General features: G+C 46.6%; 22 protein-coding genes. 4 read left to right on the top strand and 18 right to left on the bottom strand.

What is annotated here, in order from left to right; all coding sequences use genetic code 11:
* Nucleotides 1-85 precede the first annotated feature (85 nt).
* The 4 genes from purT (at nucleotide 86) to B5D26_RS12820 (ending at nucleotide 4,335) form a co-directional block, all read left to right on the top strand.
* Nucleotides 86-1,267, top strand: coding sequence for a formate-dependent phosphoribosylglycinamide formyltransferase (purT, locus tag B5D26_RS12835; RefSeq protein ID WP_078746125.1), 1,182 nt, complete (start codon nucleotides 86-88; stop codon nucleotides 1,265-1,267).
* A 42-nt stretch (nucleotides 1,268-1,309) separates the two neighbouring features.
* Nucleotides 1,310-2,347, top strand: coding sequence for a tryptophan--tRNA ligase (locus B5D26_RS12830; protein WP_078746124.1), 1,038 nt, complete (start codon nucleotides 1,310-1,312; stop codon nucleotides 2,345-2,347).
* 105 nt (nucleotides 2,348-2,452) lie between these two features.
* A complete protein-coding gene (locus tag B5D26_RS12825; protein ID WP_078746123.1) occupies nucleotides 2,453-3,418 on the top strand; it encodes a sensor histidine kinase in 966 nt (321 codons plus the stop codon).
* Between the two features lie 89 nt (nucleotides 3,419-3,507).
* Nucleotides 3,508-4,335 (top strand): substrate-binding periplasmic protein, encoded by an 828-nt coding sequence (locus B5D26_RS12820; protein WP_078746122.1) that lies wholly within the window; start codon nucleotides 3,508-3,510, stop codon nucleotides 4,333-4,335.
* Between the two features lie 732 nt (nucleotides 4,336-5,067).
* On the opposite strand, the gene rpoS is transcribed toward B5D26_RS12820, so the two are convergent.
* From rpoS to fabZ, 18 genes are all read right to left on the bottom strand, one after another.
* Nucleotides 5,068-6,063: an RNA polymerase sigma factor RpoS gene (rpoS, locus tag B5D26_RS12815; protein WP_078746121.1), complete on the bottom strand. Its 996-nt coding sequence runs from the start codon at nucleotides 6,061-6,063 to the stop codon at nucleotides 5,068-5,070.
* A gap of 470 nt (nucleotides 6,064-6,533) precedes the next feature.
* Nucleotides 6,534-7,460 carry a DUF368 domain-containing protein gene (locus B5D26_RS12810; RefSeq protein ID WP_200810678.1) on the bottom strand — a complete coding sequence of 309 codons (927 nt, stop codon included), beginning with the start codon at nucleotides 7,458-7,460 and terminating at the stop codon, nucleotides 6,534-6,536.
* A 2-nt stretch (nucleotides 7,461-7,462) separates the two neighbouring features.
* Nucleotides 7,463-8,128, bottom strand: coding sequence for a protein-L-isoaspartate(D-aspartate) O-methyltransferase (locus B5D26_RS12805; RefSeq protein ID WP_078746120.1), 666 nt, complete (start codon nucleotides 8,126-8,128; stop codon nucleotides 7,463-7,465).
* The gene (gene surE, locus B5D26_RS12800) at nucleotides 8,125-8,889 is read right to left on the bottom strand and encodes a 5'/3'-nucleotidase SurE (RefSeq protein WP_078746119.1); all 765 of its coding nucleotides are present in this window, start codon (nucleotides 8,887-8,889) and stop codon (nucleotides 8,125-8,127) included. Before surE ends, B5D26_RS12805 begins: the two co-directional genes overlap by 4 nt.
* A 45-nt stretch (nucleotides 8,890-8,934) precedes the next feature.
* Nucleotides 8,935-10,059: a tRNA pseudouridine(13) synthase TruD gene (gene truD / locus B5D26_RS12795; protein WP_078746118.1), complete on the bottom strand. Its 1,125-nt coding sequence runs from the start codon at nucleotides 10,057-10,059 to the stop codon at nucleotides 8,935-8,937.
* 20 nt (nucleotides 10,060-10,079) lie between these two features.
* The gene (gene ispF / locus B5D26_RS12790) at nucleotides 10,080-10,562 is read right to left on the bottom strand and encodes a 2-C-methyl-D-erythritol 2,4-cyclodiphosphate synthase (protein WP_078746117.1); all 483 of its coding nucleotides are present in this window, start codon (nucleotides 10,560-10,562) and stop codon (nucleotides 10,080-10,082) included.
* Nucleotides 10,563-10,574: 12 nt separating this feature from the next.
* Nucleotides 10,575-11,300 carry a 2-C-methyl-D-erythritol 4-phosphate cytidylyltransferase gene (ispD, locus tag B5D26_RS12785; RefSeq protein ID WP_078746116.1) on the bottom strand — a complete coding sequence of 242 codons (726 nt, stop codon included), beginning with the start codon at nucleotides 11,298-11,300 and terminating at the stop codon, nucleotides 10,575-10,577.
* Entirely contained in the window at nucleotides 11,290-11,694 is a 405-nt protein-coding gene (ftsB, locus tag B5D26_RS12780; RefSeq protein WP_078746115.1) for a cell division protein FtsB, read from the bottom strand. The genes ispD and ftsB overlap by 11 nt, the downstream gene beginning before the upstream one ends.
* A gap of 140 nt (nucleotides 11,695-11,834) precedes the next feature.
* Nucleotides 11,835-13,130 carry a phosphopyruvate hydratase gene (eno, locus tag B5D26_RS12775; protein WP_078746114.1) on the bottom strand — a complete coding sequence of 432 codons (1,296 nt, stop codon included), beginning with the start codon at nucleotides 13,128-13,130 and terminating at the stop codon, nucleotides 11,835-11,837.
* An 82-nt stretch (nucleotides 13,131-13,212) separates the two neighbouring features.
* On the bottom strand, nucleotides 13,213-14,103 hold the full coding sequence (kdsA, locus tag B5D26_RS12770; RefSeq protein WP_078746113.1) for a 3-deoxy-8-phosphooctulonate synthase: 891 nt from the start codon (nucleotides 14,101-14,103) through the stop codon (nucleotides 13,213-13,215).
* Between the two features lie 23 nt (nucleotides 14,104-14,126).
* Nucleotides 14,127-15,764: a CTP synthase gene (locus B5D26_RS12765; protein WP_078746112.1), complete on the bottom strand. Its 1,638-nt coding sequence runs from the start codon at nucleotides 15,762-15,764 to the stop codon at nucleotides 14,127-14,129.
* Nucleotides 15,765-16,022: 258 nt separating this feature from the next.
* On the bottom strand, nucleotides 16,023-17,435 hold the full coding sequence (gene tilS, locus B5D26_RS12760; RefSeq protein WP_078746111.1) for a tRNA lysidine(34) synthetase TilS: 1,413 nt from the start codon (nucleotides 17,433-17,435) through the stop codon (nucleotides 16,023-16,025).
* A 121-nt stretch (nucleotides 17,436-17,556) separates the two neighbouring features.
* On the bottom strand, nucleotides 17,557-18,528 hold the full coding sequence (gene accA / locus B5D26_RS12755; RefSeq protein WP_078746110.1) for an acetyl-CoA carboxylase carboxyl transferase subunit alpha: 972 nt from the start codon (nucleotides 18,526-18,528) through the stop codon (nucleotides 17,557-17,559).
* Nucleotides 18,529-18,708: 180 nt separating this feature from the next.
* The gene (gene dnaE / locus B5D26_RS12750; RefSeq protein WP_078746109.1) at nucleotides 18,709-22,194 is read right to left on the bottom strand and encodes a DNA polymerase III subunit alpha; all 3,486 of its coding nucleotides are present in this window, start codon (nucleotides 22,192-22,194) and stop codon (nucleotides 18,709-18,711) included.
* Nucleotides 22,195-22,277: 83 nt separating this feature from the next.
* Nucleotides 22,278-22,883, bottom strand: coding sequence for a ribonuclease HII (gene rnhB, locus B5D26_RS12745; protein WP_078746108.1), 606 nt, complete (start codon nucleotides 22,881-22,883; stop codon nucleotides 22,278-22,280).
* Entirely contained in the window at nucleotides 22,870-24,060 is a 1,191-nt protein-coding gene (gene lpxB, locus B5D26_RS12740) for a lipid-A-disaccharide synthase (protein ID WP_078746107.1), read from the bottom strand. The genes rnhB and lpxB overlap by 14 nt, the downstream gene beginning before the upstream one ends.
* Nucleotides 24,060-24,833 (bottom strand): acyl-ACP--UDP-N-acetylglucosamine O-acyltransferase, encoded by a 774-nt coding sequence (gene lpxA / locus B5D26_RS12735; RefSeq protein WP_078746106.1) that lies wholly within the window; start codon nucleotides 24,831-24,833, stop codon nucleotides 24,060-24,062. The genes lpxB and lpxA overlap by 1 nt, the downstream gene beginning before the upstream one ends.
* Entirely contained in the window at nucleotides 24,830-25,273 is a 444-nt protein-coding gene (gene fabZ / locus B5D26_RS12730) for a 3-hydroxyacyl-ACP dehydratase FabZ (protein WP_078746105.1), read from the bottom strand. The genes lpxA and fabZ overlap by 4 nt, the downstream gene beginning before the upstream one ends.
* Between the last annotated feature and the right edge of the window lie 58 nt (nucleotides 25,274-25,331).

Raw genomic sequence — 25,331 nt, 5'->3', positions numbered from 1 at the left:
ATGTGATACCTAATTTTTGATCCAAACGGTTGTACAACCTCCCCTTGATATACAGCCAAAAGCACTAACGATAAAGGAATCTGTTATGACCAGCATTGGTACACCACTTAGTCCAACTGCCACCCGTGTTTTAATGTGCGGATCTGGAGAGTTAGGTAAAGAAGTGGTGATAGAGCTTCAGCGCTTGGGCTGTGAAGTCATCGCGGTTGACCGCTATGCCAATGCGCCTGCCATGCAAGTGGCTCACCGTAGTCATGTGATCTCTATGTTAGATGGAGATGCTTTAAGGGCGGTGATTGAGCAAGAGCAGCCTCATTTGATCGTGCCTGAAATTGAAGCAATTGCCACCGATACTTTGGCGGCCTTAGAGCAAGAGGGTTTCACGGTAGTGCCTACCGCTCGTGCTACACAGTTAACGATGAACCGTGAAGGTATCCGTCGTTTAGCGGCAGAAACTCTAGGTTTAAGCACGTCACCTTATCGTTTTGCCAGCACAAAAGCTGAATATTTGGCCGCCATTGAACAGGTGGGTACGCCTTGTGTTGTTAAACCGATTATGTCTAGCTCAGGTAAGGGGCAAAGCGTAGTTAAAACCCCTGCTGATGCTGATCAGGCTTGGGAGTATGCTCAAGCGGGTGGTCGAGCAGGTGCAGGTAAAGTCATCGTTGAAGGCTTTGTTGATTTTGACTATGAAATTACCCTACTCACCATTCGTCATGCAGGCGGCACTAGTTTTTGTGCGCCAATTGGTCATCGCCAAGAAAAAGGTGACTATCGAGAGTCTTGGCAGCCACAGGTGATGTCTGAAGCCGCACTGGCAGAGTCACAGCGTATCGGCCAAGCCATTACGGATGCTCTAGGCGGTAGAGGCTTATTTGGTGTTGAACTCTTTGTGAAAGGGGATCAAGTGTATTTCAGTGAAGTTTCACCACGTCCGCATGACACAGGGATGGTGACATTGATTTCACAAGATTTGTCAGAGTTTGCACTACACGCACGTGCTATTTTGGGTTTGCCGATTCCAAGTATTCGTCAATTTGGCCCATCGGCCTCTGCTGTGATTTTGGTTGAAGGGCATTCAACACAAACCTGTTTTGGTAATTTATCAGCGGCCTTGGCCGAGCCTGATACTCAGCTGCGCCTATTTGGCAAGCCTGAAGTACAAGGCGAGCGCCGTATGGGTGTGGCACTTGCACTGGATAACAGCATTGAGCTTGCCATTGAAAAAGCCAAGCGTGCCGCAAACGCTGTTAGCATAACGCTTTAATCGTTACTGATTGATTTTACTTATTTAATACAAGATATGAGCATGGACACTACAACAACACAATCTGCTGAAAAGCGTCGCGTTCTAACCGGTATCACCACCACTGGCACCCCTCACTTGGGCAACTACGTGGGCGCGATTCGCCCTGCGATTGAAGCCAGCCGTGATGCCAATAATGAATCGTTTTATTTCTTGGCAGATTTACACGCGCTGATTAAATGCCATGAGCCTCAGCGTGTACAAGAGTCTCGTCGTGAGATCGCAGCGACTTGGCTTGCCCTAGGCTTAGACACAGACAATGCCGTGTTTTACCGTCAGTCTGATGTGCCTGAAATTACAGAGCTGACTTGGCTGCTAACTTGCGTCTGTGCCAAAGGCTTAATGAATCGTGCCCACGCCTATAAAGCAGCAGTGCAAGAAAATGAAGCTGATAGCAGTGCAGATCCTGATAAAGGCATCACGATGGGACTGTTCAGCTACCCAATATTAATGGCAGCTGACATTTTGATGTTTAATGCAACAGATGTACCTGTAGGTCGTGATCAAATTCAGCATATTGAGATGGCACGAGATGTGGCGCAGCGCTTTAACCATATCTATCAAGGCCAATTCTTCAAACTGCCAGAGGCACGCATAGAAGAAAGTGTTGCAGTGCTGAACGGCTTAGATGGTCGTAAAATGAGTAAAAGCTATAACAACACCATTCCGTTGTTTGAGCCAGAGAAAAAACTGTTGAAGCTGATTCGTAAAATCAAAACCAATTCATTAGAACCAGGTGAGCCAAAAGAAACGGAAGGTTGCACATTGTTCCAAATCTGGCAGGCATTTGCGGATGAGGGACAAGTGGCAGATATGCGTTTACGTTATGAAAATGGAATTGGCTGGGGCGAGATGAAAAATGAGCTGTTTGAACTGGTGAATAGTCAGATTCAAGCGCCGCGCGCTCGTTATGTCGAATTGATGAATGATATGGGCTATGTTGAAGAGGTTATGAAAAAAGGTGCTGAAAAAGCCCGTGATCATGCTTCTCCACTGATGGCACAATTGCGCAAAGCGGTTGGTTTTGGTGCTTTTGTTTAGCGGGTTCTCTAATTACCTGTAAAAAAAGCGACTCTGGTCGCTTTTTTTACGTAAAAATAAAATTACCCTATTTATTTCCCTCGTTGACTTCAAGGAGCTAGCCCTATGTCATCGCAAACGGAACACCCAGTATCGGGTCTTAGTAATCGGAAACAATTCATTATTGCAGTCGGCGTTTTCATCTTTTTAAGTGTTGTATTGATCGAAATAGAAACGTTTGAAACTGTATATGAGTTCTCTCGTACCCACGAAGACTGGGAGTTAGATGAACTGATCATGGCAGCCCTGTCAGCTTTAATCACGAGTGCGTTCACTTTTGCCTTCAATGCGTACTATCAAGCACAAGCGCTCAAAAAAGAGATGACCTACCGTCTGAAATTGGAACGTGAGTTGGCGCATGCACAAAAAATCCAATCACTGGGAACGTTAGCTGGAGGTGTTGCACATTCAGCAAATAACTATTTGCAGCCCATCATGACATTGTCTCGCTTAGCGCAAAAACAGTTACCATCAGACAGCCCGTTACAGCCCTTTATGGAGAAAATATTACTGGCAGCTAATAATGCCCACAATGTGTTAGGTGAGCTATTAAGGTTTAGTCGACAGGAGCCGCTTGCTGAAACAGAAGTATATGACCTGCAAAAAGAGCTAGATCAACACCAGTTGCTTTATCGCGCAGCTCTTTCTATGCAGAGTAAACTTAGCTTTGATCTTACAGATCAACCTTGCCCAGTCGCATTAAGTTCAAGTCAAATTGCTGATATAACATTGGCGCTTATTACCAATGCAGAGGATAGTTACAATAGCCAAGGGGGAGTGATTCAAGTTCGATTAGAGCAAAAGGGCAAGATGGCACTGCTTAGCGTGACAGATCAAGGTAGCGGTATAGCTGCTCATCAAATAGAGCGATTATTTGAACCTTTTTATACCACTAAGGCCGTTGGCGAAGGCACAGGCCTTGGTTTATCCATTGTACATGGATTGGTACAAGGCGTTGGCGGCCATGTAGAGGTTTCAAGTGAGCTGGACAAAGGCACAACATTCAGTCTGCATATTCCACTTGCGTTGTGATGTCGGTTAAACTTGGGCACTTTAGCGCATGACTGTGCTATCTTGATTTAGGTGAAAAAATAAGAAAACCTCTAAATACTAGGGTAACAATGTCCTTAATAAAAAAAGCGCACTTAGTTTTGCTGCTGTTGTTGAGCTACAGTGCGACAACTTTTGCCAATAGCGCCATTCGCCTTTCTACCATAGAGTACCCGCCTCTTTTTCAGTCTGAAAAAATACCGGGCAAAGGCTATGGTGTAGCTAGTGATCTGACCGAGGCAGCATTTAAGGCTGCAGGTGTGACAATAGAATTTGACTATATTCCAATGATTCGCAGTGTCGAGTCCGTAGTCACTGAAAGGCATCCTGCTAATCTTGGTTCCATTAATTGGTTTATTAAAGATAAAGCTGATGATCTTGTTGAGGTGGTGAATCTGTTTAATATTCACTTTATGCTGTTTTATAAAAAAAGCACCTTCAAGAAAGACATTGCTTATCAAGCCTTGAGTGAGCTTCAGATTTATAATATTGGCAATGTTCGTGGCAGTTCAACTACGCCAGTGGTAACTGATGCGGGGTTAAATATTCAGTGGGTCAGCAAGCTAGAACTCAACTTTAGAATGCTTAATGCGGATCGTATAGACTTTGCTATTGGTGGTGAAACTGCTGGTTGGGCTTTGATTGGCAAGCTCTTTCCTGACAGTGTAAATAAGTTTACCACGGTGAAAAAACCAATCTTGACGGTACCCATTGGTTTGGTTTTTCACAAAAACCAAACAGGGCTAATCGAAAAATTTAATCAAGGTTTGGACACTATTCTAGCGAATGGCACTTATTATGAGATATTGGAACGCTATTACTCAAAGGCACAAATAGCAGAGAACTTGTTGACTGATAACATTGCTAACAAGGCAAAGGCACTTGGAGTGAAGTACTAGACGCAGGTTGTGAGTGTGAGTAATAGTTGGTATGAAGGCATAAAGGTAGGTAGAGCGTTATACACTTGAGAAATGAGAAGGGCGGCCTAGCCGCCCTATAATCCCTTTGTGACCTATTCCTTGATCACAACTCATCCTGAGTTGACTCCTTCGGCATCCTGTTGACTGTTGCTCCTGCGTTCCTTGTCGGCCGTTCCTATCCATTGATCCTTAGTAAGCATCCTAGCCCACCTGAATTACGATCCGTCGTAACTCCTTTCCATTGCAATCTATCCTGACTGCTAGCTTATCCTAAGCTTTCCCTGTGACACTCCTATGACATTGCTTCCTAGCATCCCTGTCTGTCACTCTAGATCCATAATCCCGTGTTATCTCCATTACCGAACATCTTGTCCGGCTGCACTGTTTTCCTTAGCGCCCAGTCACTTTAACAAATTCTAAAAATTAAAAATCAGTCTAAAACCATTAGTTTCTACTTGTTGAACAACGGTAGAAAGCCTTTGCTCTTATAACTGTTTGAATTTTAAGCATTTAATATTTTTATCTTATAGAGGAAGGCATAATAACAACTGAAATAACTGACATTGTCGTAAGCTTTTGTAGGCAATCTCTTACAAAGCATAGGCTAAACTGCCATTAGATGATTTTGGGGCAAGAACTCTGGGTAGCATGCATAAAAAAACCACGCTCAGATTAGCGTGGTTTTAGAGGTTGGAAGCTAAGTGTATTGCTTCAGTTATCAAATACTGAGTCAATGGATAGACCTTGCTTTTCCATAATTCGGCGTAAACGACGTAGTGCTTCTACTTGGATTTGGCGCACACGCTCGCGAGTTAGACCTATTTCATCGCCTACTTCCTCTAGCGTTGATGGTTCATAACCATGCAGACCAAAACGACGTACTACTACTTCTGATTGTTTTTCGCTGAGCTCACCTAACCACATATCAATATGTTCACTGAAATCATTACGTTGCAGTGTCTGGGCGGGGTCCATATCTTCTGAGTCAGCGATGGTCTCTATCAGAGGGCGATCAACATCGCTACCTGCTGGATAATCAACAGAAGTGACGCGTTCATTCAAACCCAGCATTTTTTTCACAGTTTCAACGGGGCGATCTAGTGCTTCTGCGATCTCTTCTGGGGTTGCTTCATGGTCTAGCTTTTGAGTCAGCTCTCTCGCTGCCCGCAAGTAGACATTCAGTTCTTTTACGACATGAATGGGTAAGCGAATGGTGCGAGTTTGGTTCATTAGTGCGCGTTCTATGGTTTGACGAATCCACCAAGTAGCGTAGGTTGAGAAGCGAAAACCACGCTCTGGATCGAATTTCTCAACGGCACGAATAAGACCAAGATTACCTTCTTCAATAAGATCTAGTAGGGTTAGTCCTCGATTCAAATAGCGGCGGGCAATTTTAACCACCAAACGTAGATTGCTTTCGATCATACGGCGGCGGCCAGCGGCATCACCCTTACGAGCCAGACGACCGTAGAACACCTCTTCTTCAGGTGATAACAAAGGGGAAAACCCGATCTCATTCAAATAAAGCTGAGTGGCATCAAGGCTTTTCTCTGTTTTGTCTTCGCGTTCGAGAGCACGTTCGAAAGCCTCTTCGGCTTCTGAGGCAGACATTTGCTCGTCATCTATATCGTCGCAATCATCTACTAGGTCAAGTTCTAGTTCTGAATCTATTTCATCGGTGATGAAGTCTTTCTCTAAAGTAGTCATAGCTGCATTCCCACGTCCTGAGCCATATATACTGTTTCAAGGTTTGAAAACAAAATACTGGCTTTGTTGTTATTTATCAGGCCCTAAACTGGGTGTTGTGAGCGCCACGTCCGGTGTAGAAAACAATGTCACAACCGACCAATGACTGGCCTTGTTTGACCTTTAAGGTCAGACATTTACACACTATTTTTTTATGAGGTCTTTTGCGAAGCTTCTGGGCTGAAGGGCTTAAAGTCTAAGCCTAATGGCCGAAAAAAGGGATGCTTCACAGTAGCTATTACATTGTGACCAATGCGTCTAACTGACTAATAAGCTACTACCAAGGTATGAACTTTAGCAAACACTTTTTTGTAAGGAGTTAAAAAAAGATATGATTAAGATAATGAGTCTTCCAGACTATCTACTCTAATATAGGGTAATTAATCTGAAAGATCATAGGGATAGGAGGTATGGAAAAAATAATCAATAGATTAGTTTTTTCTGTCAGATTTCAATTCAAATGCTAAAACCAGAGCAAATCCTAGCAGCATAATCAGCAATGCTGGCAGTAATTGGGCATCTGCCCCTGTTAATAGAGTAAACTCTGATGGAAAGATATTCGTTTGAGCAATGGGCACGGCCTCACCATGACGTCCTAGCTTATAAGACACCATTTGTTTCCAAGGCCAGATCTGTTGTAGAGAGCCGATTAATACCCCCGTCAAGACTGCTAGCGTCATCGCTCTGAAGCGATTGAATAGCCAGCCTAGCAAGTGTGAAAAACTTAAAATACCCAGCACACAGCCCGTTGCGAATAGACCTAACACCAAGAAATCAAAGCTCTTAACCGCCTGAATAATGCCACCATAGATACCCATCACTAAAAGTAAAAAACTGCCTGAAATACCGGGAAGAATCATGGCGCAGATAGCGATAGCGCCCGCCAACACAACTTGCCAAGGCTGATCAACGCTTAGGCTCGGCATAAGCTGATTAATGAGACTCATCAGTATTACACCTAGGATTAAACCAATAGAGGTGAGTAAAGTACGGCCTTCTATTTGCCGATAAATTAAAATTACGGATGCCAGCACTAAACCAAAAAAGAAGGCCGAGAGCAGCACGGGATGATTCAGTAGTAAATAACTAATCAAATGCGCCAGTAGCAAAATGCTACTTAAGATACCCGCTAATAAGGTACTTAAAAATTGCCCATCAATTTTGCGCCAAACGGCTTTAAAGCCTTCACGATGCCATACTGAAATTAAAGTAGGGTTGATACTGCGAATTGAGGCCAGTAGTTGTTCATAAATCCCCGTAATAAAGGCAACTGTGCCGCCTGAGACACCGGGTACTGCATCTGCGGCTCCCATGGCCATGCCTTTAAAGAATATTTGGATCTGTTGTTGCGCATTCACAGTTAAGCGACTCCTGCCACTAAAGGTACGAATTTCACATCGGTAATAGTTTCGATTTGGCTGCCCGATTCTGTTTTAGTAACTCGCACAAGCTTTTGTTGTTCAGCCCCTAGCGGCAGAATGATGCAGCCATTAGGGGCTAACTGCTCTAGCAAGGCTTCAGGTACAAATTCAGGAGCTGCCGTAATTAAAATGGCATCAAACTCACCCTTTGCAGGCCAACCTTGATAGCCGTCACCATGCCTCAGGGTGATGTTATTTAGTTTTAGGGCGCTAAAGCGTGCGCGGGCTTTATCTTGGAATGAGCCGATACGCTCAATGCTGAACACTTGTGCAAATAAGCTCGCTAGTACAGCGGTTTGATAACCTGAGCCAGTACCCAGCTCAAGTACTCGCTTTGGGCGCTCGGGCTGTTCCAGCAGTAATTCCGTCATTTTAGCCACGATCCAAGGTTGGGAGATGGTTTGCTGAAAACCAATTGGCAGAGAGACATCTTCATAGGCGCGATGGGACAAGGCATCATCAATAAAGATATGTCGGGGTAAGCGTATCATTACTTGTAGTAACTCAGCATGGGTAATACCTTGCTCTCGTAAACGTGCCACCATGCGATCTCGTGTACGTTGAGAGGTCATCCCTATGCCTTGTAGGTTCCACTTGTCTCTCATCCAATCTCTCCAATCAAGCCGTCTAACCATTGCGCGAGGGGTTTTACCGCAGCTTGATGGGTTAAGTCCACATGCAAGGGGGTAATGCTGACGTAACCTTGCTCTATCGCATAAAAGTCAGTTTCTGGGCCTGCATCTCGTATGGAGCCTGCCGCTGGAATCCAATAACGTAGTTTGCCTCTAGGGTCTTTGACTGCTTCAGGCTCGCCTGCTTGATGACGATGTCCTAGCTGTGTCAGGCGAATCCCTTTTAACTGATTAAAGGGCAAGTCAGGTACATTGATATTTAAAATAGTACCTGTGGGTAATGCTAAATTTTGGTAACGGCGTAGCACTTTAACCACTACTTCAGCCGCTGTAGCAAAATGCTGCTTGCCTACCAAAGAAACCGCAATGGAGGGGACTCCTAAGAAGCGCCCTTCTGTAGCAGCGGCAACCGTACCGGAATACAGCACATCATCCCCTAAGTTACCGCCATGATTAATGCCTGCGATCACTAGGTCTGCTTGTGAGTTAAACAGCTTAGACAAACCCATATAGACGCAATCAGTGGGTGTGCCATCAATGCTGTAAAAACCGTTTTCCATCTGCTCAGGGCAAAGCGGTCGACTCAGCGTCAGAGAGTTGCTGGCACCACTGCGATCACGGTCAGGTGCTACAACCGTAATACGTTCAACCTCAATTTCTTCGGCTAAACGTTGCGCCAACACTTTTAGCCCCTCAGCCCTTACACCATCGTCATTGGATAACAAAAGTTTCATTGTCGCTCTGTCCTAAATTACAGCTGAATCCATTACAAAAGGGGATTATTCGCTTAGCTCGATTTCAACGCCCTGCCAGTCAACAAGTTCGCGTAGTACTGAAGTTGCAAATGCACCTGCCGGTAGTACAAATGACAAGGTTAGATCTTGCTCTTGCCAATCCCAGTGCAGATGTTCTGGAATCAGTCGTAAACCACGGCGCTCATGATTTAAGCCTGCGCTGGCAATACCCTCAATAACTTCTGGGTAAGCCGAAGCCACTTGCTGCTCTAAGGTTAAAACCTCTTCCGTGATCCGAGCTTCACCTGCCCCCCACATTGGGCCAGTAGGGTGTACACTGCCTTCTTGTAATCGGGTTTGTAGCTCTTGATCACCTGACTCTACATTGAACTGGCTGCGGCTGCCTGAGAAAGTCGCTATGTCGCCTGCTAACCATTGGTTCCAATTTTTTTGCTCAATACGTTCCGCTAGCACACGGTTAAACAGCCAGCTACGTAATGAGGATAGCAGCATCGCTTTGTTGTCTTTATCACGCTTGCTCAGCTTTAAACTTTGACCCGTGGCCACTCGCTGCCACGCTTTGTTTAGATTGTTACCATTGCGGCCAAAACGTTGTTCGCCAAAATAGTTCGGAACACCTTGAGTGGCGATATGATCTAAACGCTGTTCGGCAGCGTCACGATCCCCTTGGAAGTTACGGAGACAGATGCGGAATTTATTGGCGCGATGTACGCCCCGTTTCAGCTTTTTGCGGTGACGAATCGCTTTTAAAATCTCAACGCCTTCAACACAAAACTGTGACCAGTCTGGTGTGATTAAGCCGGGTATGTGTACGCTGAACCATTGCTCCGTCACCGCATGTCGGTCTTTCAGGCCGGAATAAGCCACAGCGGAATAGCTGACATTGGTAAAGCGTGCCAAATGACGTGCCACCCAATCGGTGTTGTTGCCCACTTTTCGAATCCATAAAAAGTGATGTTCGCCCTCACCTTCAGGTTCAAAACCTAATAGTTCTTCAACTTGAAAGTCTTCAGGTTTGGCTCGTAGCTGTGCAGTGCCCGCAGGCCCACCCCAGGCGTAAGGAAAGTCTAAAGACAATGGGCAGGGCGGTATTTCTGATGCTGTATCAGAAGCTGCATTCACATCGGTCACATCAGTTTGACTGGTCATACGAGTCTCAATATTCAATTTTATTTAGTGTCAGCAGACTGCAATAACACCACTGCGTGAGCAGCGATACCCTCTTTGCGTCCGGTGTAGCCCAGTTGTTCCGTGGTGGTGGCTTTAACATTCACCGCTCTATAATTAATCCGTAGGTCTTGTGCAAGGTTTTGGCACATCTGCTCAATATGCGGTGCCATTTTAGGGGCTTGCGCCACAATGGTGCTGTCAATGTTGACGACTTGCCAACCGTTTCTGCCTAGAAGCTGTACCACCTTACGTAATAATTCACGGCTATCTGCGCCTGCATAGGCAGGATCTGTATCGGGAAAATGTTTACCAATATCTCCCAAAGCAGCGGCGCCCAACAGTGCATCGCAAAGGGCATGAATCAGTACATCACCATCAGAGTGTGCCACTAATCCTTGTGTGTAGGGGATAGATACGCCCCCTATCACGATATGGTCGCCTTCGCCAAATTTGTGTACGTCAAAACCATGTCCAATACGCATCAATCCCTCTCTTTAATCGTTACCGTTGTGCGGGTCAGTTGAATGTTGGTGGCTCAGAAAAAGCGCAGCAAAATAAAGGTCATCAGGCTGTGTTACTTTGATATTGTCACGCTGACCTGCAACTAGTTTAGGTGTAAAACCTGCCCATTCTAATGCTGAGGCTTCATCCGTTATGGTGGCTTGTGCGGCTAGTGCGCGCTCTAGGCTGTCCCGTAGTTTGTGATAACGAAACATCTGGGGGGTTAGTGCATGCCAAAGCTGTTGGCGGTCTACCGTATGGTCAATTTCTGCTAAACCATTTTTAATGGGGGTTGCGCGTTTCATTGTGTCGGCAACAGGCAGCGCTAAAATACCACCCACAGCATCACTCTTAAGTTGTTGAATGAGGTTGTGAATATCTGAACTTCTGACACATGGTCGTGCCACATCATGTACCAAGATCCAATCATCGGGTTGCGCCTGATCAGCAATCGCTTTTAAACCGTTTAAGACAGAATCACAGCGCTCTTGTCCACCTACAACGGGCTGAAAACCATAGTGTTCAACCTCTGGCCAATAGGGATCATCTGGGTTCAAACAGATGACTCGCCCAGCTTCTGGGCAAGCCTGACTGAGTCGCTGCAAGGTCTGTTCTAAAATGGTTTTGCCCATCAGAGGCAAGTATTGCTTGGGGCGATCGGCTTGCATTCTAGAGCCAACACCTGCGGCAGGTACTAACCACCAAAGTTTATTGCTCATGGGTGATCTCTAGGCTGGGTTTGATGCTGGAAACTGAGTCTGTGTTGGTATTTGTATTTGTATTTGTATTGCTGGCATTAGTACTCGATGTTGAGTCTGTTGATGCATTTTCAGGCACAGTACTGTTAATCAGCAGGTAAAAAGTTTCATTTTTACGCACCATGCCGAGTTCATAACGGGCGCGCTCTTCAATCGCATCTAGGCCGCTACGTAGGTCTCGTACTTCGGCTGCTAGCTGAGCGTTGCGTGCGGCTAATGCCTCGGTTACTTTCTGCTGCTCTTCAATACGAGCTTCAAGTTGCCAGCTTTCAGGCAAGCTATTATCGCCCCACCACAAGCGCACTTGTAATAAAACAATGATCAATAGCAGCAGTAAATTCAAAAAACGAAACATAACCTGAGCACTCTATTTATTCACAACAGGCACTAATCACCCATGTTTACCAGCAAGAACAAGGTTTAACAACGACAGACAAAAAGGGGGAACCTGTTGGCTCCCCCTTTTAGATCTTCAGTCAAAGCCGATAGGCGGTATTATGCCTGACCTTTGATCTCTTTCAGACCATTGTAAATCGCTTTGTCGCCAAGTTCAGCGGCAATTTCTAACAAACGGTTATACTTGGCTACACGGTCAGAGCGGCATAGAGAACCTGTTTTGATCTGGCCAGCCGCAGTGCCCACTGCTAAATCAGCAATAGTCGTGTCTTCTGTTTCGCCTGAACGGTGAGAGATAACCGCGGTGTAACCTGCATCTTTCGCCATTTTGATCGCGTCTAGTGTTTCAGACAAAGAACCGATCTGGTTGAACTTGATCAGAATAGAGTTCGCGATGTTCTTGTCGATCCCTTCTTTCAGAATTTTCGTGTTGGTCACGAATAGATCATCACCCACTAACTGAACTTTGTCGCCGATTTTGCGAGTTAGGCTAGCCCAGCCATCCCAATCTGACTCGTCTAAACCATCTTCAATTGATACGATTGGGTAAGTCGCAGACAGCTGTGCTAAGTAATCACCAAAGCCTTCAGAATCGAAGATTTTGCCTTCGCCAGCCAGATCATACTGACCGTTTTTGTAGAATTCAGAGGCCGCGCAGTCTAGTGCCAAAGTCACATCTTTACCTAGCTCGTAACCCGCTTGTTCAACAGCTTCACGGATTGCAACCAAAGCGTCTTCGTTAGAGGCTAGGTTAGGTGCAAAACCACCTTCATCACCTACCGCAGTGCTTAAACCGCGTGCTTTCAGAACTGCTTTCAGAGAGTGGAAAATCTCCACACCACAACGTAGCGCTTCTGGGAAAGAGGTGAAGTTAACAGGCTGAACCATGAACTCTTGGATATCAACGTTGTTATCAGCGTGTTCGCCACCGTTGATGATGTTCATCATCGGTACAGGCATAGAGAACTGACCCGCAGTGCCATTGATTTCAGCAATGTGTGCGTACAGTGGAATGCCTTTGTCTTTTGCTGCCGCTTTTGCCGCTGCTAAAGATACCGCTAGAATCGCGTTTGCACCTAAGTTGGCTTTGTTCTCAGTGCCATCTAAGGCCAACATGGTGTTGTCCAGTGCGCGCTGATCAGCAGCATCCATACCCATTAGAGCATCACGGATTGAGGTGTTCACCGCAGTTACGGCTTTTAACACACCTTTGCCCAGATAACGGCTTTTATCGCCATCACGCAACTCTAGTGCTTCACGAGAACCAGTTGATGCACCAGAAGGCGCACATGCGCTTGCACGTACACCTGAAGCCAAAGTCACTTCAGCTTGAACGGTTGGGTTACCACGGGAATCAAGCACTTCAATTGCTTTGATATCAACGATTGCTGTCATTCGGATGTTTCTCCAAAAAGAGTTCTGCTGCTGAGCAGCTTTTTAAATCAAATCGCGCAAAATTGTTTCGGATAGCCCGCTATTATCGGATATCCAACCCATCAAAGTCTTTAACCAGATCGTCGATGGCTTTCAGTTGGCGCAGAAATGGCTCCAACTGATGTAGAGGTAACGCTGAAGGCCCATCACACAACGCTTTATCAGGGTTGGGGTGTGCTTCTAAAAATAATCCCGCCAAGCCAACCGCCATACCCGCACGCGCCAAACTCAGCACTTGTTGACGACGACCACCTGAAGCAGCACCCATTGGATCACGACACTGCAACGCATGGGTCACATCAAAAATCATGGGGGCGTTATGGCAAGCTTGTTTCATCACATCAAAGCCCAGCATATCAACCACAAGATTGTCGTAACCAAAGTTACTGCCACGTTCGCAGATCATAATTTGGTTGTTGCCGCACTCGATAAATTTTTCCACCATATTGCCCATTTGCGCGGGACTGGTGAACTGAGGCTTTTTGATGTTAATGACCGCGCCCGTTTGTGCCATCGCCTGCACAAGATCAGTTTGTCGTGCCAAGAAGGCAGGTAGCTGAATAATGTCTGCAACCTCAGCCGCAGGTTGTGCTTGATAGCTTTCATGCACATCGGTGATGATCGGCACACCAAAGCGCGCTTTGATTTCAGCCAGAATTTCTAACCCTTTCTCTAAGCCGGGGCCACGAAAAGAGTGAATAGAGGAGCGGTTAGCCTTGTCAAAAGAGGCTTTAAAAACGTAGGGAATCCCTAGGCGAGAGGTCACCTCTACATAATGTTCTGCAATCTCAAGGGCAAGATCCCTCGATTCCAGAACATTCATGCCACCTAACAGCACAAAAGGAAGTCCGTTGCCGATCTTCAGATCGGCAACGTGAATCACTTGTTGGACTGTCGTGTCAGCAGAGCCAGTTGAAACTTGAGAAGCCGACATTCGTCTGTGAACACCTGTACTGATTAAGACTCTTTTTTGGCCGCTTGATGCGCCAAACCTGCCTCAATAAAACCGGTGAACAGCGGGTGGCCATCACGCGGTGTTGAGGTGAACTCAGGGTGGAACTGACAAGCCACAAACCAAGGGTGGTCTTTCAGCTCAACCATCTCAACCAGAGAGTTATCAATAGAGCGGCCAGAGAAGATCAGGCCTGCGTCTTCTAACTGCTCAACAAACTGATTGTTCACTTCATAACGGTGGCGGTGACGCTCAAGAATAACATCTTGACCATAAACCTCACGCGCTTTTGAACCCGCTTGCAGTTTGCACTCTTGGCCACCTAAACGCATGGTGCCGCCTAGGTCAGAGCTGTGATCACGCAGTTCAATCTTACCTTCGGCATTGATCCACTCAGTGATCAAGCCTACTACAGGGTGTGTTGTTTCATGGGTGAACTCGGTGCTGTGTGCATCGGTCATACCTGCAACGTTACGTGCGTACTCAATCACCGCAACTTGCATACCCAAGCAGATGCCCAAATAAGGGATGCCGTTTTCGCGAGCGAATTGTGCTGTGGCAATTTTGCCTTCTACGCCACGCTCACCAAAGCCGCCTGGTACTAGAATCGCATCTTTGTCACGTAGGCGCTCTGCACCATTGCGCTCGATCTCTTCTGAGTCGATGTACTCAATGTTGACCTTTGTACGGGTTTTGATGCCTGCGTGTGTGATCGCCTCAATCAACGATTTATACGCATCCAGCAGCTCCATATACTTGCCGACCATCGCAATGTTCATGGTGCGCAGTGGGTTCAGTTTGGCATCGGCCACTGCAATCCACTCAGACAGATCTGCTGGTGGGCAGTCTAGACCAAAGCGTTTCACCACGATCTCATCTAAGTTCTGAGCGTGTAGCATGCTTGGAATACGATAAATAGTGTCGGCATCTTCTAAAGAGATCACCGCTTTTTCGTCTACGTTGGTGAACATAGAGATCTTGCGGCGCTCATTGGCTTCAATTGCGACCTCTGAACGGCACACCAAAATATCAGGTTGAATACCAATCGAACGCAGCTCTTTCACGGAGTGTTGCGTAGGTTTAGTCTTTGTTTCGCCTGCTGTTTTAATGTAAGGCACTAAGGTTAAGTGCATAAACATCGCATGATCTGAGCCAACCTGAACTTTGAGCTGACGTACCGCTTCCAAGAATGGTTGTGACTCAATATCACCTACGGTGCCACCGATCTCAACCAGTGCCACGTCATAACCTTCAGCGCCTGCAATCACCCGATCTTTAATTTCGTTGGTGATATGCGGAATCACCTGCACTGTACCGCCCAAGTAATCACCACGACGCTCTTTACGCAGCACGTGCTCGTAAACACGGCCAGTGGTGAAGTTGTTGCGCTGAGTCATCTTGGTGCGAATAAAGCGCTCATAATGACCCAGATCCAGATCGGTTTCTGCGCCATCTTCGGTCACAAAAACCTCACCGTGCTGGAACGGACTCATCGTACCCGGATCAACGTTAATATACGGATCCAGCTTGAGCATAGTGACTTTTAAGCCACGAGCCTCAAGAATAGCGGCCAGTGATGCAGAAGCGATGCCTTTGCCTAAAGAAGAAACGACACCGCCTGTGACGAAAATATATCGCGTCATGAAGAACCTGTTTACGTTGTGCTGCAAAAATATAAGAGGGGGGTACTAATACAGGTACCAAAAGGTACTAAATAGATGGGAGTGCAGGATACCAGAACCATTTCACCATCACAATTCAACCAGCGTATTTCAGCTGGAAAAAATCAAGCGCGCATTATGCCTATATGAGCAGCAAAAGCATATGAATCTATGCCATTGTTTGGGTATTTAAATTTCTTAGGGTGTGCGGTTTATCACTAGTTTTTATATATCAGATAGTTAGCTGTGGCCTTCGTTATTCCATCTTATCAACCAAGCTTGGTGAATAGACTGAGATAGAACAGATTCAGATAGCCATAAGTCTGCAACAGCAATCAGCTGGGCATCGCCTGTTTCTGGTTGCCACCAGATTAATGGGAGACGTTGACGTAACCAAGGTGGAATATCACTTTCTTGTAATAGTTTTTTTAGCTGTTTTCGCCCCCGTTTGACCAGCTGAATCGTTTCTCCTCCTTGTCTATAGCGAACCCATAAGGTTCCACTGTCAGGTAACTGCATTATGGGTAGGTCTTGATTTATCTTCTGCGGAAAGCCTGCGGCTGAGTTGAGCGTTAGCACACCTGTATTGATAGAAAGGCTGATTGGTGTTTGCTCAGAAGATAAGGGTAGCGTTGCTAGGAGATGGCTTTCACCCGCGTCAAATTTTGTTGTAGGTAGAAGTAGATAGAGTAGCCCTCTAAAGCGCCTCAGCTGATAACCCTGCCAATTGAAGCAAGGCTCTGCGTCTATTTTTGCTTCTACTACCTCATTAAAAATTATTTGCCACTGCTTGCGTTCCAGCTCGGGCATAGCCTGTGCTTTAAACCAAAAGCGCAATAAATTGATCTGTCTTGGTCGAGATAAACCTTGTAACCGAGCACAGTTAATTGCTTCGCCAAACTTTGTTGACATCAGTGTTTGTTGCAGATCTAGCTCAGCCAAGTCTTCATTCAATGCAGCACTTTCAGCTAGGTTTTGAGCGGCACGGCTAAACAGCTCGCTACTGGCTGGCCAGCGTTGTTTTAAGCGCGGTAATATTTCATGACGCAGGTAGTTACGATCAAAGTCAGTGCATTGATTGGATTCATCCTCAACCCAGCGTAATTGCTGCTGTTGGGCATATTGCTCTAATTGTGCGCGGTTATAACTGAGCAGGGGGCGATATAGCTGACCTCTGCCCAGTGTTCGGAAAGCAGGCATGGCCGATAGACCTTGGCTGCCTGCGCCCCGCAATAAGCGTAACAACAGAGTTTCAGCCTGATCATCAGCATGGTGTGCCATCAAGAGCAGGTCATCTTTTTGTAGCTGTTGTTCAAAAATATGGTAACGGGCTTTGCGCGCTTGTGCTTCCAAACTGCTGAGCTGTTGGTTCAGCTGCACCTGATGTACTTGGCAGGATATTTTGATACTGAATTGCTGTTGGTATTGTTTGCAAAGCTGTTGGCAGTGGTCGGCCCACTGATCGGCATTGGGGCTTAAACCATGGTGAACATGTAAAACCTTCAGGCTTTTGGACTCCGCCTGACACCAACGCACCGCTAGATCGAGTAACACAATGGAATCTAAACCACCACTCAGCGCCAACCATAGTTGCTGATGAGCGGGTAATGATAACTGGATGTCGTTGACCTTGGATAGGGAGACAGAAGCCATTAGAAAGTAGCCGTAAGGTTAGAATGTTCAGTTAGAAGAAGACAAAAAAATACCCTCGATAAGCCTATTATCGGGGGTATTGATCAAAGCAAACAAGGACTCGAAAGCAGTCGCCTAGCGTCTACCATTCACCAAGTTCGGTGTTGCCAGCATAGTAAGACATAAGACGCTCGTAGCGACGGTCTATTAATTGTTCGTCAGACATCTCATCCAGCTTTTCTAGAGTTTCCAGCAAAGCCTGTTTCAAGTCTGCGGCGACTTTTTCTGGATTCTGGTGCGCGCCACCTAGCGGCTCATCCACTAAGCGATCTACTAAGCCCAGCTGTTTTAAGCGGCCTGCGGTAACGCCCATTGCAGCGGCAGCATCACTTGCACGGTCTGCGCTTTTCCACAAAATAGAAGCACAACCTTCTGGTGAAATCACCGAGTAGATTGAGTTTTCTAACATGATCAGCTCATCACAAACACCAATTGCCAGCGCACCACCTGAACCACCCTCGCCGATAACGGTTGAGATGATTGGGGTTTTTAAGCGCGACATAACGGCTAGGTTATAAGCGATCGCTTCACTCTGACCACGCTCTTCAGCATCAATGCCAGGATAAGCACCCGGTGTATCAATAAAAGTTAGAATTGGCATTTTAAAACGCTCTGCCATTTCCATCATACGGCAGGCTTTACGGTAGCCTTCTGGACGAGGCATACCAAAGTTGCGGCGTACTTTCTCTTTTACGGTACGACCTTTCTGATGGCCGATTACCATCACAGGCCTATCCTCTAAACGGGCAATACCACTGACAATGGCAGGATCATCAGAGAAGTTACGATCACCATGCAACTCATCAAAATCAGTGAAGATGTGCTGTATGTAATCCAGCGTATAAGGACGCTGTGGGTGACGAGACAGCTGAACCACTTGCGCAGGTGTTAGGTTAGAAAAAATATCTGCCATCAACTTCAGGCTTTTTTCCTGTAATTTGGCAATTTCATCTGTGATGTTCAGTTGGTTATCATTACCGACTAGGCGCAGCTCGTTAATCTTTGCTTCTAGTTCTGCAATGGGTTGTTCAAAGTCCAGATAATTGGGGTTCATAGATCCACACTATTTAAAATATCTACAATATCTATAATACCGACGATATCCACATGACGACATGAATATGATTGGCCGTAATACTACGGCAAAGGCGCTTTAAAAAAAACCTTTGCTGTTTGATAAACCCGCTAACCACAAGCGTGGTAGCCAATTTGATAGCGGTATTAAACTGTTAACCTAGTCGCCGTAATTTAGACGCACGTTTGGTACACCAAAACCATCATACAGGCTATAGATCAGTTCATCGCTGGGTTGCACATACCATGTGCTCCCTAGCCGCAAGCGTCCCGATAAATCTGGACGCAAGTAGTGCACTTCAACAGGCACGCCTAGGCATGGGTCACTCACGACAAAAGGTTTGAGCTTTTGCTTCAGTAAATCTATTTTTTTGCCGTTGGTTTCAGATTGTTTTAACGTCAGCTCTAAGTTTTGGCTATAGCGTATGCGGGCATCTAACAGGCCTGTTACCTGTTTTGCTCTTACACGTAGACTACCAGAGTAGTCGTCAAAGCTGACATCACCTTCGATAATCACCAACTGGTCTTTTTGTAATAAGCTGCGATGGGCTTCATACAAAATACCAAAAACTGATACTTCAGTACGACCACTGCGATCATCTAGCGTAATAAAAGCAATGGTATCGCCTTTTTTGCTTTTCATGGTGCGAATATCAATGATCAGTCCAGATAGCTTTTGTGTTTCTTTACTGGCTTGCAGATCACTGAGTTTATTGCGCACAAAACGGCGAATCTCTACTTCATATTCATCAAAGGGGTGGCCTGTCAGATACAAGCCTAAGGTATCTCGTTCACCTTTTAAGCGTTCTTTATCTGTCCAATCACGCACTTTACGATGGTCAGCGTAGGGGTCTAAGGTTTCTTCTGCGGCCAACTCACCAAACATATCCATCATACCAATGTCGGCATTACGGCTAGATTGTTCGGCGGCTTTAAAGGCGTCTTCAACAGAGGCCAGCATAACAGACCGACTTGGACCAATTTTGTCTAATGCGCCACTACGGATCAGTGCTTCAACGGTACGTTTGTTCACTTTGCGTGAGTCGTTGCGTGCACAAAAATCAAACAGGTCAGTGTAGGGGCCACCTTCATTACGCGCGGCGACAATCGCTTCAATTGGCCCTTCACCTACGCCCTTGATTGCCCCTAAACCATAGACAATTTCACCTGCCGCGTTGACGGTGAAACGGAAGGCACCGCTATTCACATCAGGCGGTGTCAGTGGCAGTTTCATGGTGCGGCACTCTTCCACCAGTGTGACCACCTTATCGGTGTTCTGCATCTCGGTGGATAACACAGCAGCCATAAAGGGTGCGGGATAGTGGCACTTTAGATAAGCGGTTTGGTACGACACTAGGGCATAGGCCGCTGAGTGTGACTTGTTAAAGCCGTAACCTGCGAATTTTTCTACCAGATCAAAGATGTTGCCCGCCAGATCAAGGTCGATTCCCCCTTTAGCACAACCTTCCAGAAAGACCGAACGCTGCTTGGCCATCTCCTCAGGTTTCTTCTTACCCATTGCACGGCGTAGTAAGTCTGCGCCCCCTAGGGTATAACCGCCCATCACCTGTGCAATCTGCATCACCTGTTCTTGATACAGAATAATGCCGTAGGTTGGCTCTAATACGGGCTTCAGAGATTGTAGTTGGTAATCAGGGTGTGGATAAGATAACTCAGAACGACCATGCTTACGGCTGATAAAGTCGTCTACCATGCCCGATTGCAAGGGGCCAGGACGGAACAGTGCCACCAATGCGATGATATCTTCGAAGCAACTCGGTAATAAGCGTTTGATCAGATCTTTCATACCCCGTGATTCCAGCTGGAATACGGCGGTGGTTTCTGCCCGTTGCAACAAAGCAAAAGTAGGGTCGTCGTCTAAAGGAATACTTTCAATATCAAACTGGTTATTGCCCATTTGCTGGTGAATGGTTTTAATGGCCCAGTCGATAATGGTTAAAGTACGCAAGCCCAAAAAGTCGAATTTCACCAATCCTGCGGATTCAACGTCGTCTTTATCAAACTGCGCCACCAAGCTGGTGCCGCCTTCTTCACAAAAAATAGGCGAAAAATCGGTCAGTTTAGTGGGCGCAATTACAACGCCCCCAGCGTGTTTACCCGTTCCTCTAACTGTACCTTCTAGCTTGATCGCCATCTCCCAGATTTCAGCGGCGTCGTCATCACTGGCTAAGAATTCGCGCAGCGGTTCTTCCTGCTCAAAGGCTTTTGCCAAGGTCATGCCCACTTCAAAGGGGATCATCTTTGAAAGTTTGTCGGCTAAGCCATAGGGCTTGCCTTGAGCACGCGCCACATCACGCACTACCGCTTTAGCGGCCATAGTACCAAAGGTGGCGATCTGCGAAACCGCATTACGGCCATAGGTCTCGGCCACATAATCAATGACTCGATCTCGGCCATCCATGCAGAAATCGACGTCAAAGTCGGGCATAGACACCCGCTCAGGGTTCAAGAATCGCTCAAACAGCAAGTCGTATTCTAAAGGGTCAAGATCTGTGATTTTCTGGGCATAAGCCACTAGAGAACCTGCGCCCGACCCCCTTCCGGGGCCAACAGGTACACCGTTGTTTTTCGCCCACTGGATAAAGTCCATCACGATTAGAAAGTAACCGGGGAATCCCATGGTTAAAATCGTGTTCAACTCAAAATCTAGGCGCTCTCGATAAATGCGCTCTTTTTCTGGGAATTCAGGTGAGTTGACATCAAACAGCTTATGCAGTCGCTCAGTTAAACCGTCGTGGGACACTTTGCGGAAAAAGTCGTCCATGCCCATACCTTCTGGTATTGGGTAGTCAGGTAGAAAGTATTCGCCGAGGGTAATATCAATGGTGCAACGTTTGGCAATTTCTACACTGTTTTGCAGCGCTTCAGGCAAGTCAGCGAACAGCTTTGCCATCTCTTCAGGCGATTTTAGATACTGTTCTTCTGAATAGCTTTTATTACGATGAGGGTCATCCAACGCACGTCCTTCGCCAATACAAACGCGCGTTTCATGGCTCCAGAAGTCTTCTTTATTAATAAAGCGAACATCGTTTGTGGCCACCACCGGACACTGACAACTGTGCGCCAGTTTGACCGACTGATGCACGCAGTGCTCATCCCCTGGGCGAGATGTGCGATGCAATTCTAGATAAAATCGTTGAGGGAAGATTTGCATCCATTTTTCAAGAGCTTGGCGCGCTTCAGGATAACGCTCGCTCAATAGCCAGCGCCCCACTTCGCCCTCTTTGGCGCCCGACAATGCGAGAAGCCCTTCAGAGCGTGCCACAATCCATGACTCTTTTAAAATATTACGGCCAAGATGTTGGCCTTCTAAATACCCTTGAGACACCAGCTCGGTTAAGTTGCGATAGCCCTCATTGTTCATCGCAATCAAAGTCATGCGAAAGGGTTTTTCAGTATCAATGGGGTTTTCAAGCCAGACATCCGCGCCCACAATCGGTTTGATGCCTGCGCCTTGCATATTCTTATAGAATTTCACCAAGGCGAACATGTTGGATTCGTCGGTGATGGCAATCGCGGGCATCTGCATCTCAATCAGCTTTTCAGGCAGCTTTTTGATGCGAACCAAACCATCCACAATCGAATATTCAGTATGTACGCGTAAATGTACAAAAGAGGGCAGCATATTGGAGTCCAGCTTGTAAGAGCACTAAAACAAAAGGGTCAAGCAGATAGAGTAGCCGTAAAACTGAAGCCTAGCAGTTAAACCTAAAGCAGTTTCAACTGTACCGGCTTAAATGAGCGTCGATGTTGTGGCGTGATGCCAAAACGCTCAAGTGCAGCGAGATGTTGAGGTGTTGGATAGCCTTTATGTTGTGCAAAGCCGTAGTCAGGGTAGGCTTGATCCAACTGCTGCATTTGTCGATCACGGGTCACTTTGGCCAAGATCGACGCGGCACTAATAGCGGCATGGCGCGCATCGCCTTTTACTACAGCTTGAGATGGACAAGGTAGTTCAGGGCAACGGTTACCATCCACCAAAACAAATTCAGCAGCAGGTTTTAATCCTGCCACAGCACGCTGCATGGCTAACATAGTGGCGTGTAGAATATTTAAACGGTCGATCTCTTCAACACTGGCTTCCGCTACTGACCAAGCCAACGCTTTACTTTTAATCTCATCAAATAAAGCTTCACGTTTTTTTTCAGTCAGCTTTTTAGAGTCTGCTAAACCGATGATCGGTTGCGCTGGGTCTAAAATTACCGCAGCAGTTACTACTGCACCCACCAACGGGCCGCGCCCTACTTCATCAACACCTGCCAAATACAGGCCCTGATAAGGAATCTCTAGGGGAGGAAACTCAACTTTTGCCATGACAGTTCTCGATTACTTGTTCAATGGTTGCCGCGGCAGTTTGACTGGCATTTTGCTTTAAGTTGAGGTGTAGCTGATAAAAACGCTCAACTAAAGCTTGATATTGTTCAGGATGCTGTAAGCGATCCAGCAAGGCGTGACCGAGATTTTCTGCGCTTGCCTGTTCTTGAATTAACTCAGGCACCAGTGTTTCGCCTGCAATTAAGTTCGGTAGCGAGATATGATCAACTTTAATCATGCGGCTAATAATAGCATGACTGAGCCAAGCCATTTTATAGGCCACTACCATCGGTTTTTTCAGCAACATCGCCTCTAGTGCTGCTGTACCTGAGGCCAGTAGCACAGCATTGGCTGCACTCATCACCTCTCGGGATTGGCCATCCACCAGCATAATACGTGCTCGCAATGCTTCTGGCTGCTGTTCAAGCTCCGTTTCAATCTGCTGATGTCGTAATGGTGTGGCGCAGGGAATCACCACTTGCAGATCGGCCATCTGCTGGCAGCACAACAGTGCAGCGTCTAAAAATGTACGGCCTAAATACTTCACTTCGCTGCTACGGCTGCCCGGTAAGACGGCTAACACAGGTTGCTCTACAGCCAAACCAAGCTGTTGACGTGCCCCTATTTGATCAACCTCTAGGGGAAGTTCATCTGCAAGTGGATGACCTACAAAAGTCACTGGGATATTAAAGCGCTGATAAAAAGGCGCTTCAAACGGCAGTAAGGTCAGCATGTGATCAACAGAGCGGGCGATCTTTTTTAAGCGCCCCTGCTTCCAAGCCCAGACTGAAGGCGAAACATAATGCACAACAGGAATACCCGCCTCTTTAACCCAACCCTCTAAGGTTAAGTTAAAGTCGGGTGCATCAATACCGATAAAAAGATCAGGCTTTTCAGCTATGCAGAGGTCACGCACTTGCTTGCGAATACCTAGCAATTCTTTTAATCGGCCAATCACCTCAACAAACCCCATCACCGACAATCTATCCATCGGCCAGTGGCTGACAAAGCCTTCTGCTTGCATTCTTGGCCCACCAATACCAAAAAACTCGGCATCAGGGTGGCGTTGTTTAAATGCTTTAATCAAGCCCGAACCTAAGATGTCACCTGATAGCTCACCTGCAACAATGGCAATACGCAAGGGGTTAGCCTTAGGTGTTGGGGCTTGTTCAGACATTAACGTACAATGCCTCGGGTCGAATTCTTGATTGAGTCAATAAACAGCTGTAACTCTGGTGAAGCGGTTTGCTGCTCCAGTTCAGTAAGTGCATCTTGCAGGCGCAAACCTTTGCGATAAACCGTTTTATAGGCTTGGCGCAGCTCACGCAGCACTTCATCACTGAAACCTCGACGTTTTAAACCTTCAAGGTTCAGGCCGTGAGATTCGGCAGGATTACCGTTCACCATCAAATAAGCGGGAACATCTTTTGCCAAATAGGTTGCGCCACCACACATGGCATGCGCACCAATGTGGCAGAACTGATGTACTGCTGAAGCACCGCCTACAATGGCAAAATCATCAATCTTCACGTGACCTGCAATGGCTGCATCAGAGGCAATAATTGTGTGATTACCAATAACACAATCATGGGCAATATGTACGCAAGTCATCAATAGGTTATTGTCGCCAATAATTGTGACGCCTTGATCTTGTACGGTGCCACGATGAATGGCGCAGCCTTCTCGAATGACGTTGTTGTTGCCAATCACTAGGCGTGTAGGTTCGCCTGCGTATTTTTTGTCTTGGCAGTCTTCACCTACAGAGGCAAATTGGTAGATCTTGTTCCCTGTACCAATCTTGGTCAGTTTGGTAATGACCACGTGAGGGCCAATCCAAGTACCCGCACCGATCTCGACCTCTGGGCCAATAATAGAGTACGGGCCAACTTCAACGTCATCCGCCAGCACTGCTGACGGATCAATAATTGCAGTAGGATGTATCTGGCTCACAGTTCTCTCTCTGCACACAGAATATTGCCTTCGCAGGCCAACTCTCCGTCTACTGTAGCACGGCACTCAAAACGCCAGATTCCACGACGAGGTTTGCCTATTACTTTGGCTTCTAGAATCAGTTGATCACCGGGTACAACTGGACGCTTAAAGCGCACTTTGTCACTTCCTACGAAGTAATAGATATGGCCATCCGCAGGTTTTTTCTCCATGGTTTTAAAACCTAAGATACCCGCTGCTTGTGCCATTGCTTCAATAATCAGTACGCCTGGCATAACCGGATGGTTTGGGAAGTGACCGTTGAAAAATGGCTCATTTACGGTCACATTTTTATACGCAACAATCGACTCACCCAGTTCTATTTCGACCACACGATCTACCAATAAAAACGGGTAGCGATGTGGTAGATATTCTTTAATTTCGTTAACGTCCAAAACCATGATTCAACCTCAAAAAAACCTGAGCGGTTGTACTGTAAGTGCTCAGGTGCGCCTTGGG

The organism is Oceanospirillum multiglobuliferum (assembly GCF_900167095.1).
GTDB classification, from domain to species: Bacteria; Pseudomonadota; Gammaproteobacteria; order Pseudomonadales; family Halomonadaceae; genus Oceanospirillum; species Oceanospirillum multiglobuliferum.
This window is presented reverse-complemented; position numbering and strand designations above follow the sequence as displayed.

What these genes read in the sequence shown, in the direction of transcription:
- purT (WP_078746125.1), top strand. Translation starts at nt 86, where the DNA reads ATGACCAGCATTGGTACACCACTTAGTCCAACTGCCACCCGTGTTTTA.
- B5D26_RS12830 (WP_078746124.1), top strand. Translation starts at nt 1,310, where the DNA reads ATGGACACTACAACAACACAATCTGCTGAAAAGCGTCGCGTTCTAACC.
- B5D26_RS12825 (WP_078746123.1), top strand. Translation starts at nt 2,453, where the DNA reads ATGTCATCGCAAACGGAACACCCAGTATCGGGTCTTAGTAATCGGAAA.
- B5D26_RS12820 (WP_078746122.1), top strand. Translation starts at nt 3,508, where the DNA reads ATGTCCTTAATAAAAAAAGCGCACTTAGTTTTGCTGCTGTTGTTGAGC.
- rpoS (WP_078746121.1), bottom strand. Translation starts at nt 6,063, where the DNA reads ATGACTACTTTAGAGAAAGACTTCATCACCGATGAAATAGATTCAGAA.
- B5D26_RS12805 (WP_078746120.1), bottom strand. Translation starts at nt 8,128, where the DNA reads ATGAGAGACAAGTGGAACCTACAAGGCATAGGGATGACCTCTCAACGT.
- surE (WP_078746119.1), bottom strand. Translation starts at nt 8,889, where the DNA reads ATGAAACTTTTGTTATCCAATGACGATGGTGTAAGGGCTGAGGGGCTA.
- truD (WP_078746118.1), bottom strand. Translation starts at nt 10,059, where the DNA reads ATGACCAGTCAAACTGATGTGACCGATGTGAATGCAGCTTCTGATACA.
- ispF (WP_078746117.1), bottom strand. Translation starts at nt 10,562, where the DNA reads ATGCGTATTGGACATGGTTTTGACGTACACAAATTTGGCGAAGGCGAC.
- ispD (WP_078746116.1), bottom strand. Translation starts at nt 11,300, where the DNA reads ATGAGCAATAAACTTTGGTGGTTAGTACCTGCCGCAGGTGTTGGCTCT.
- ftsB (WP_078746115.1), bottom strand. Translation starts at nt 11,694, where the DNA reads ATGTTTCGTTTTTTGAATTTACTGCTGCTATTGATCATTGTTTTATTA.
- eno (WP_078746114.1), bottom strand. Translation starts at nt 13,130, where the DNA reads ATGACAGCAATCGTTGATATCAAAGCAATTGAAGTGCTTGATTCCCGT.
- kdsA (WP_078746113.1), bottom strand. Translation starts at nt 14,103, where the DNA reads ATGTCGGCTTCTCAAGTTTCAACTGGCTCTGCTGACACGACAGTCCAA.
- B5D26_RS12765 (WP_078746112.1), bottom strand. Translation starts at nt 15,764, where the DNA reads ATGACGCGATATATTTTCGTCACAGGCGGTGTCGTTTCTTCTTTAGGC.
- tilS (WP_078746111.1), bottom strand. Translation starts at nt 17,435, where the DNA reads ATGGCTTCTGTCTCCCTATCCAAGGTCAACGACATCCAGTTATCATTA.
- accA (WP_078746110.1), bottom strand. Translation starts at nt 18,528, where the DNA reads ATGAACCCCAATTATCTGGACTTTGAACAACCCATTGCAGAACTAGAA.
- dnaE (WP_078746109.1), bottom strand. Translation starts at nt 22,194, where the DNA reads ATGCTGCCCTCTTTTGTACATTTACGCGTACATACTGAATATTCGATT.
- rnhB (WP_078746108.1), bottom strand. Translation starts at nt 22,883, where the DNA reads ATGGCAAAAGTTGAGTTTCCTCCCCTAGAGATTCCTTATCAGGGCCTG.
- lpxB (WP_078746107.1), bottom strand. Translation starts at nt 24,060, where the DNA reads ATGTCTGAACAAGCCCCAACACCTAAGGCTAACCCCTTGCGTATTGCC.
- fabZ (WP_078746105.1), bottom strand. Translation starts at nt 25,273, where the DNA reads ATGGTTTTGGACGTTAACGAAATTAAAGAATATCTACCACATCGCTAC.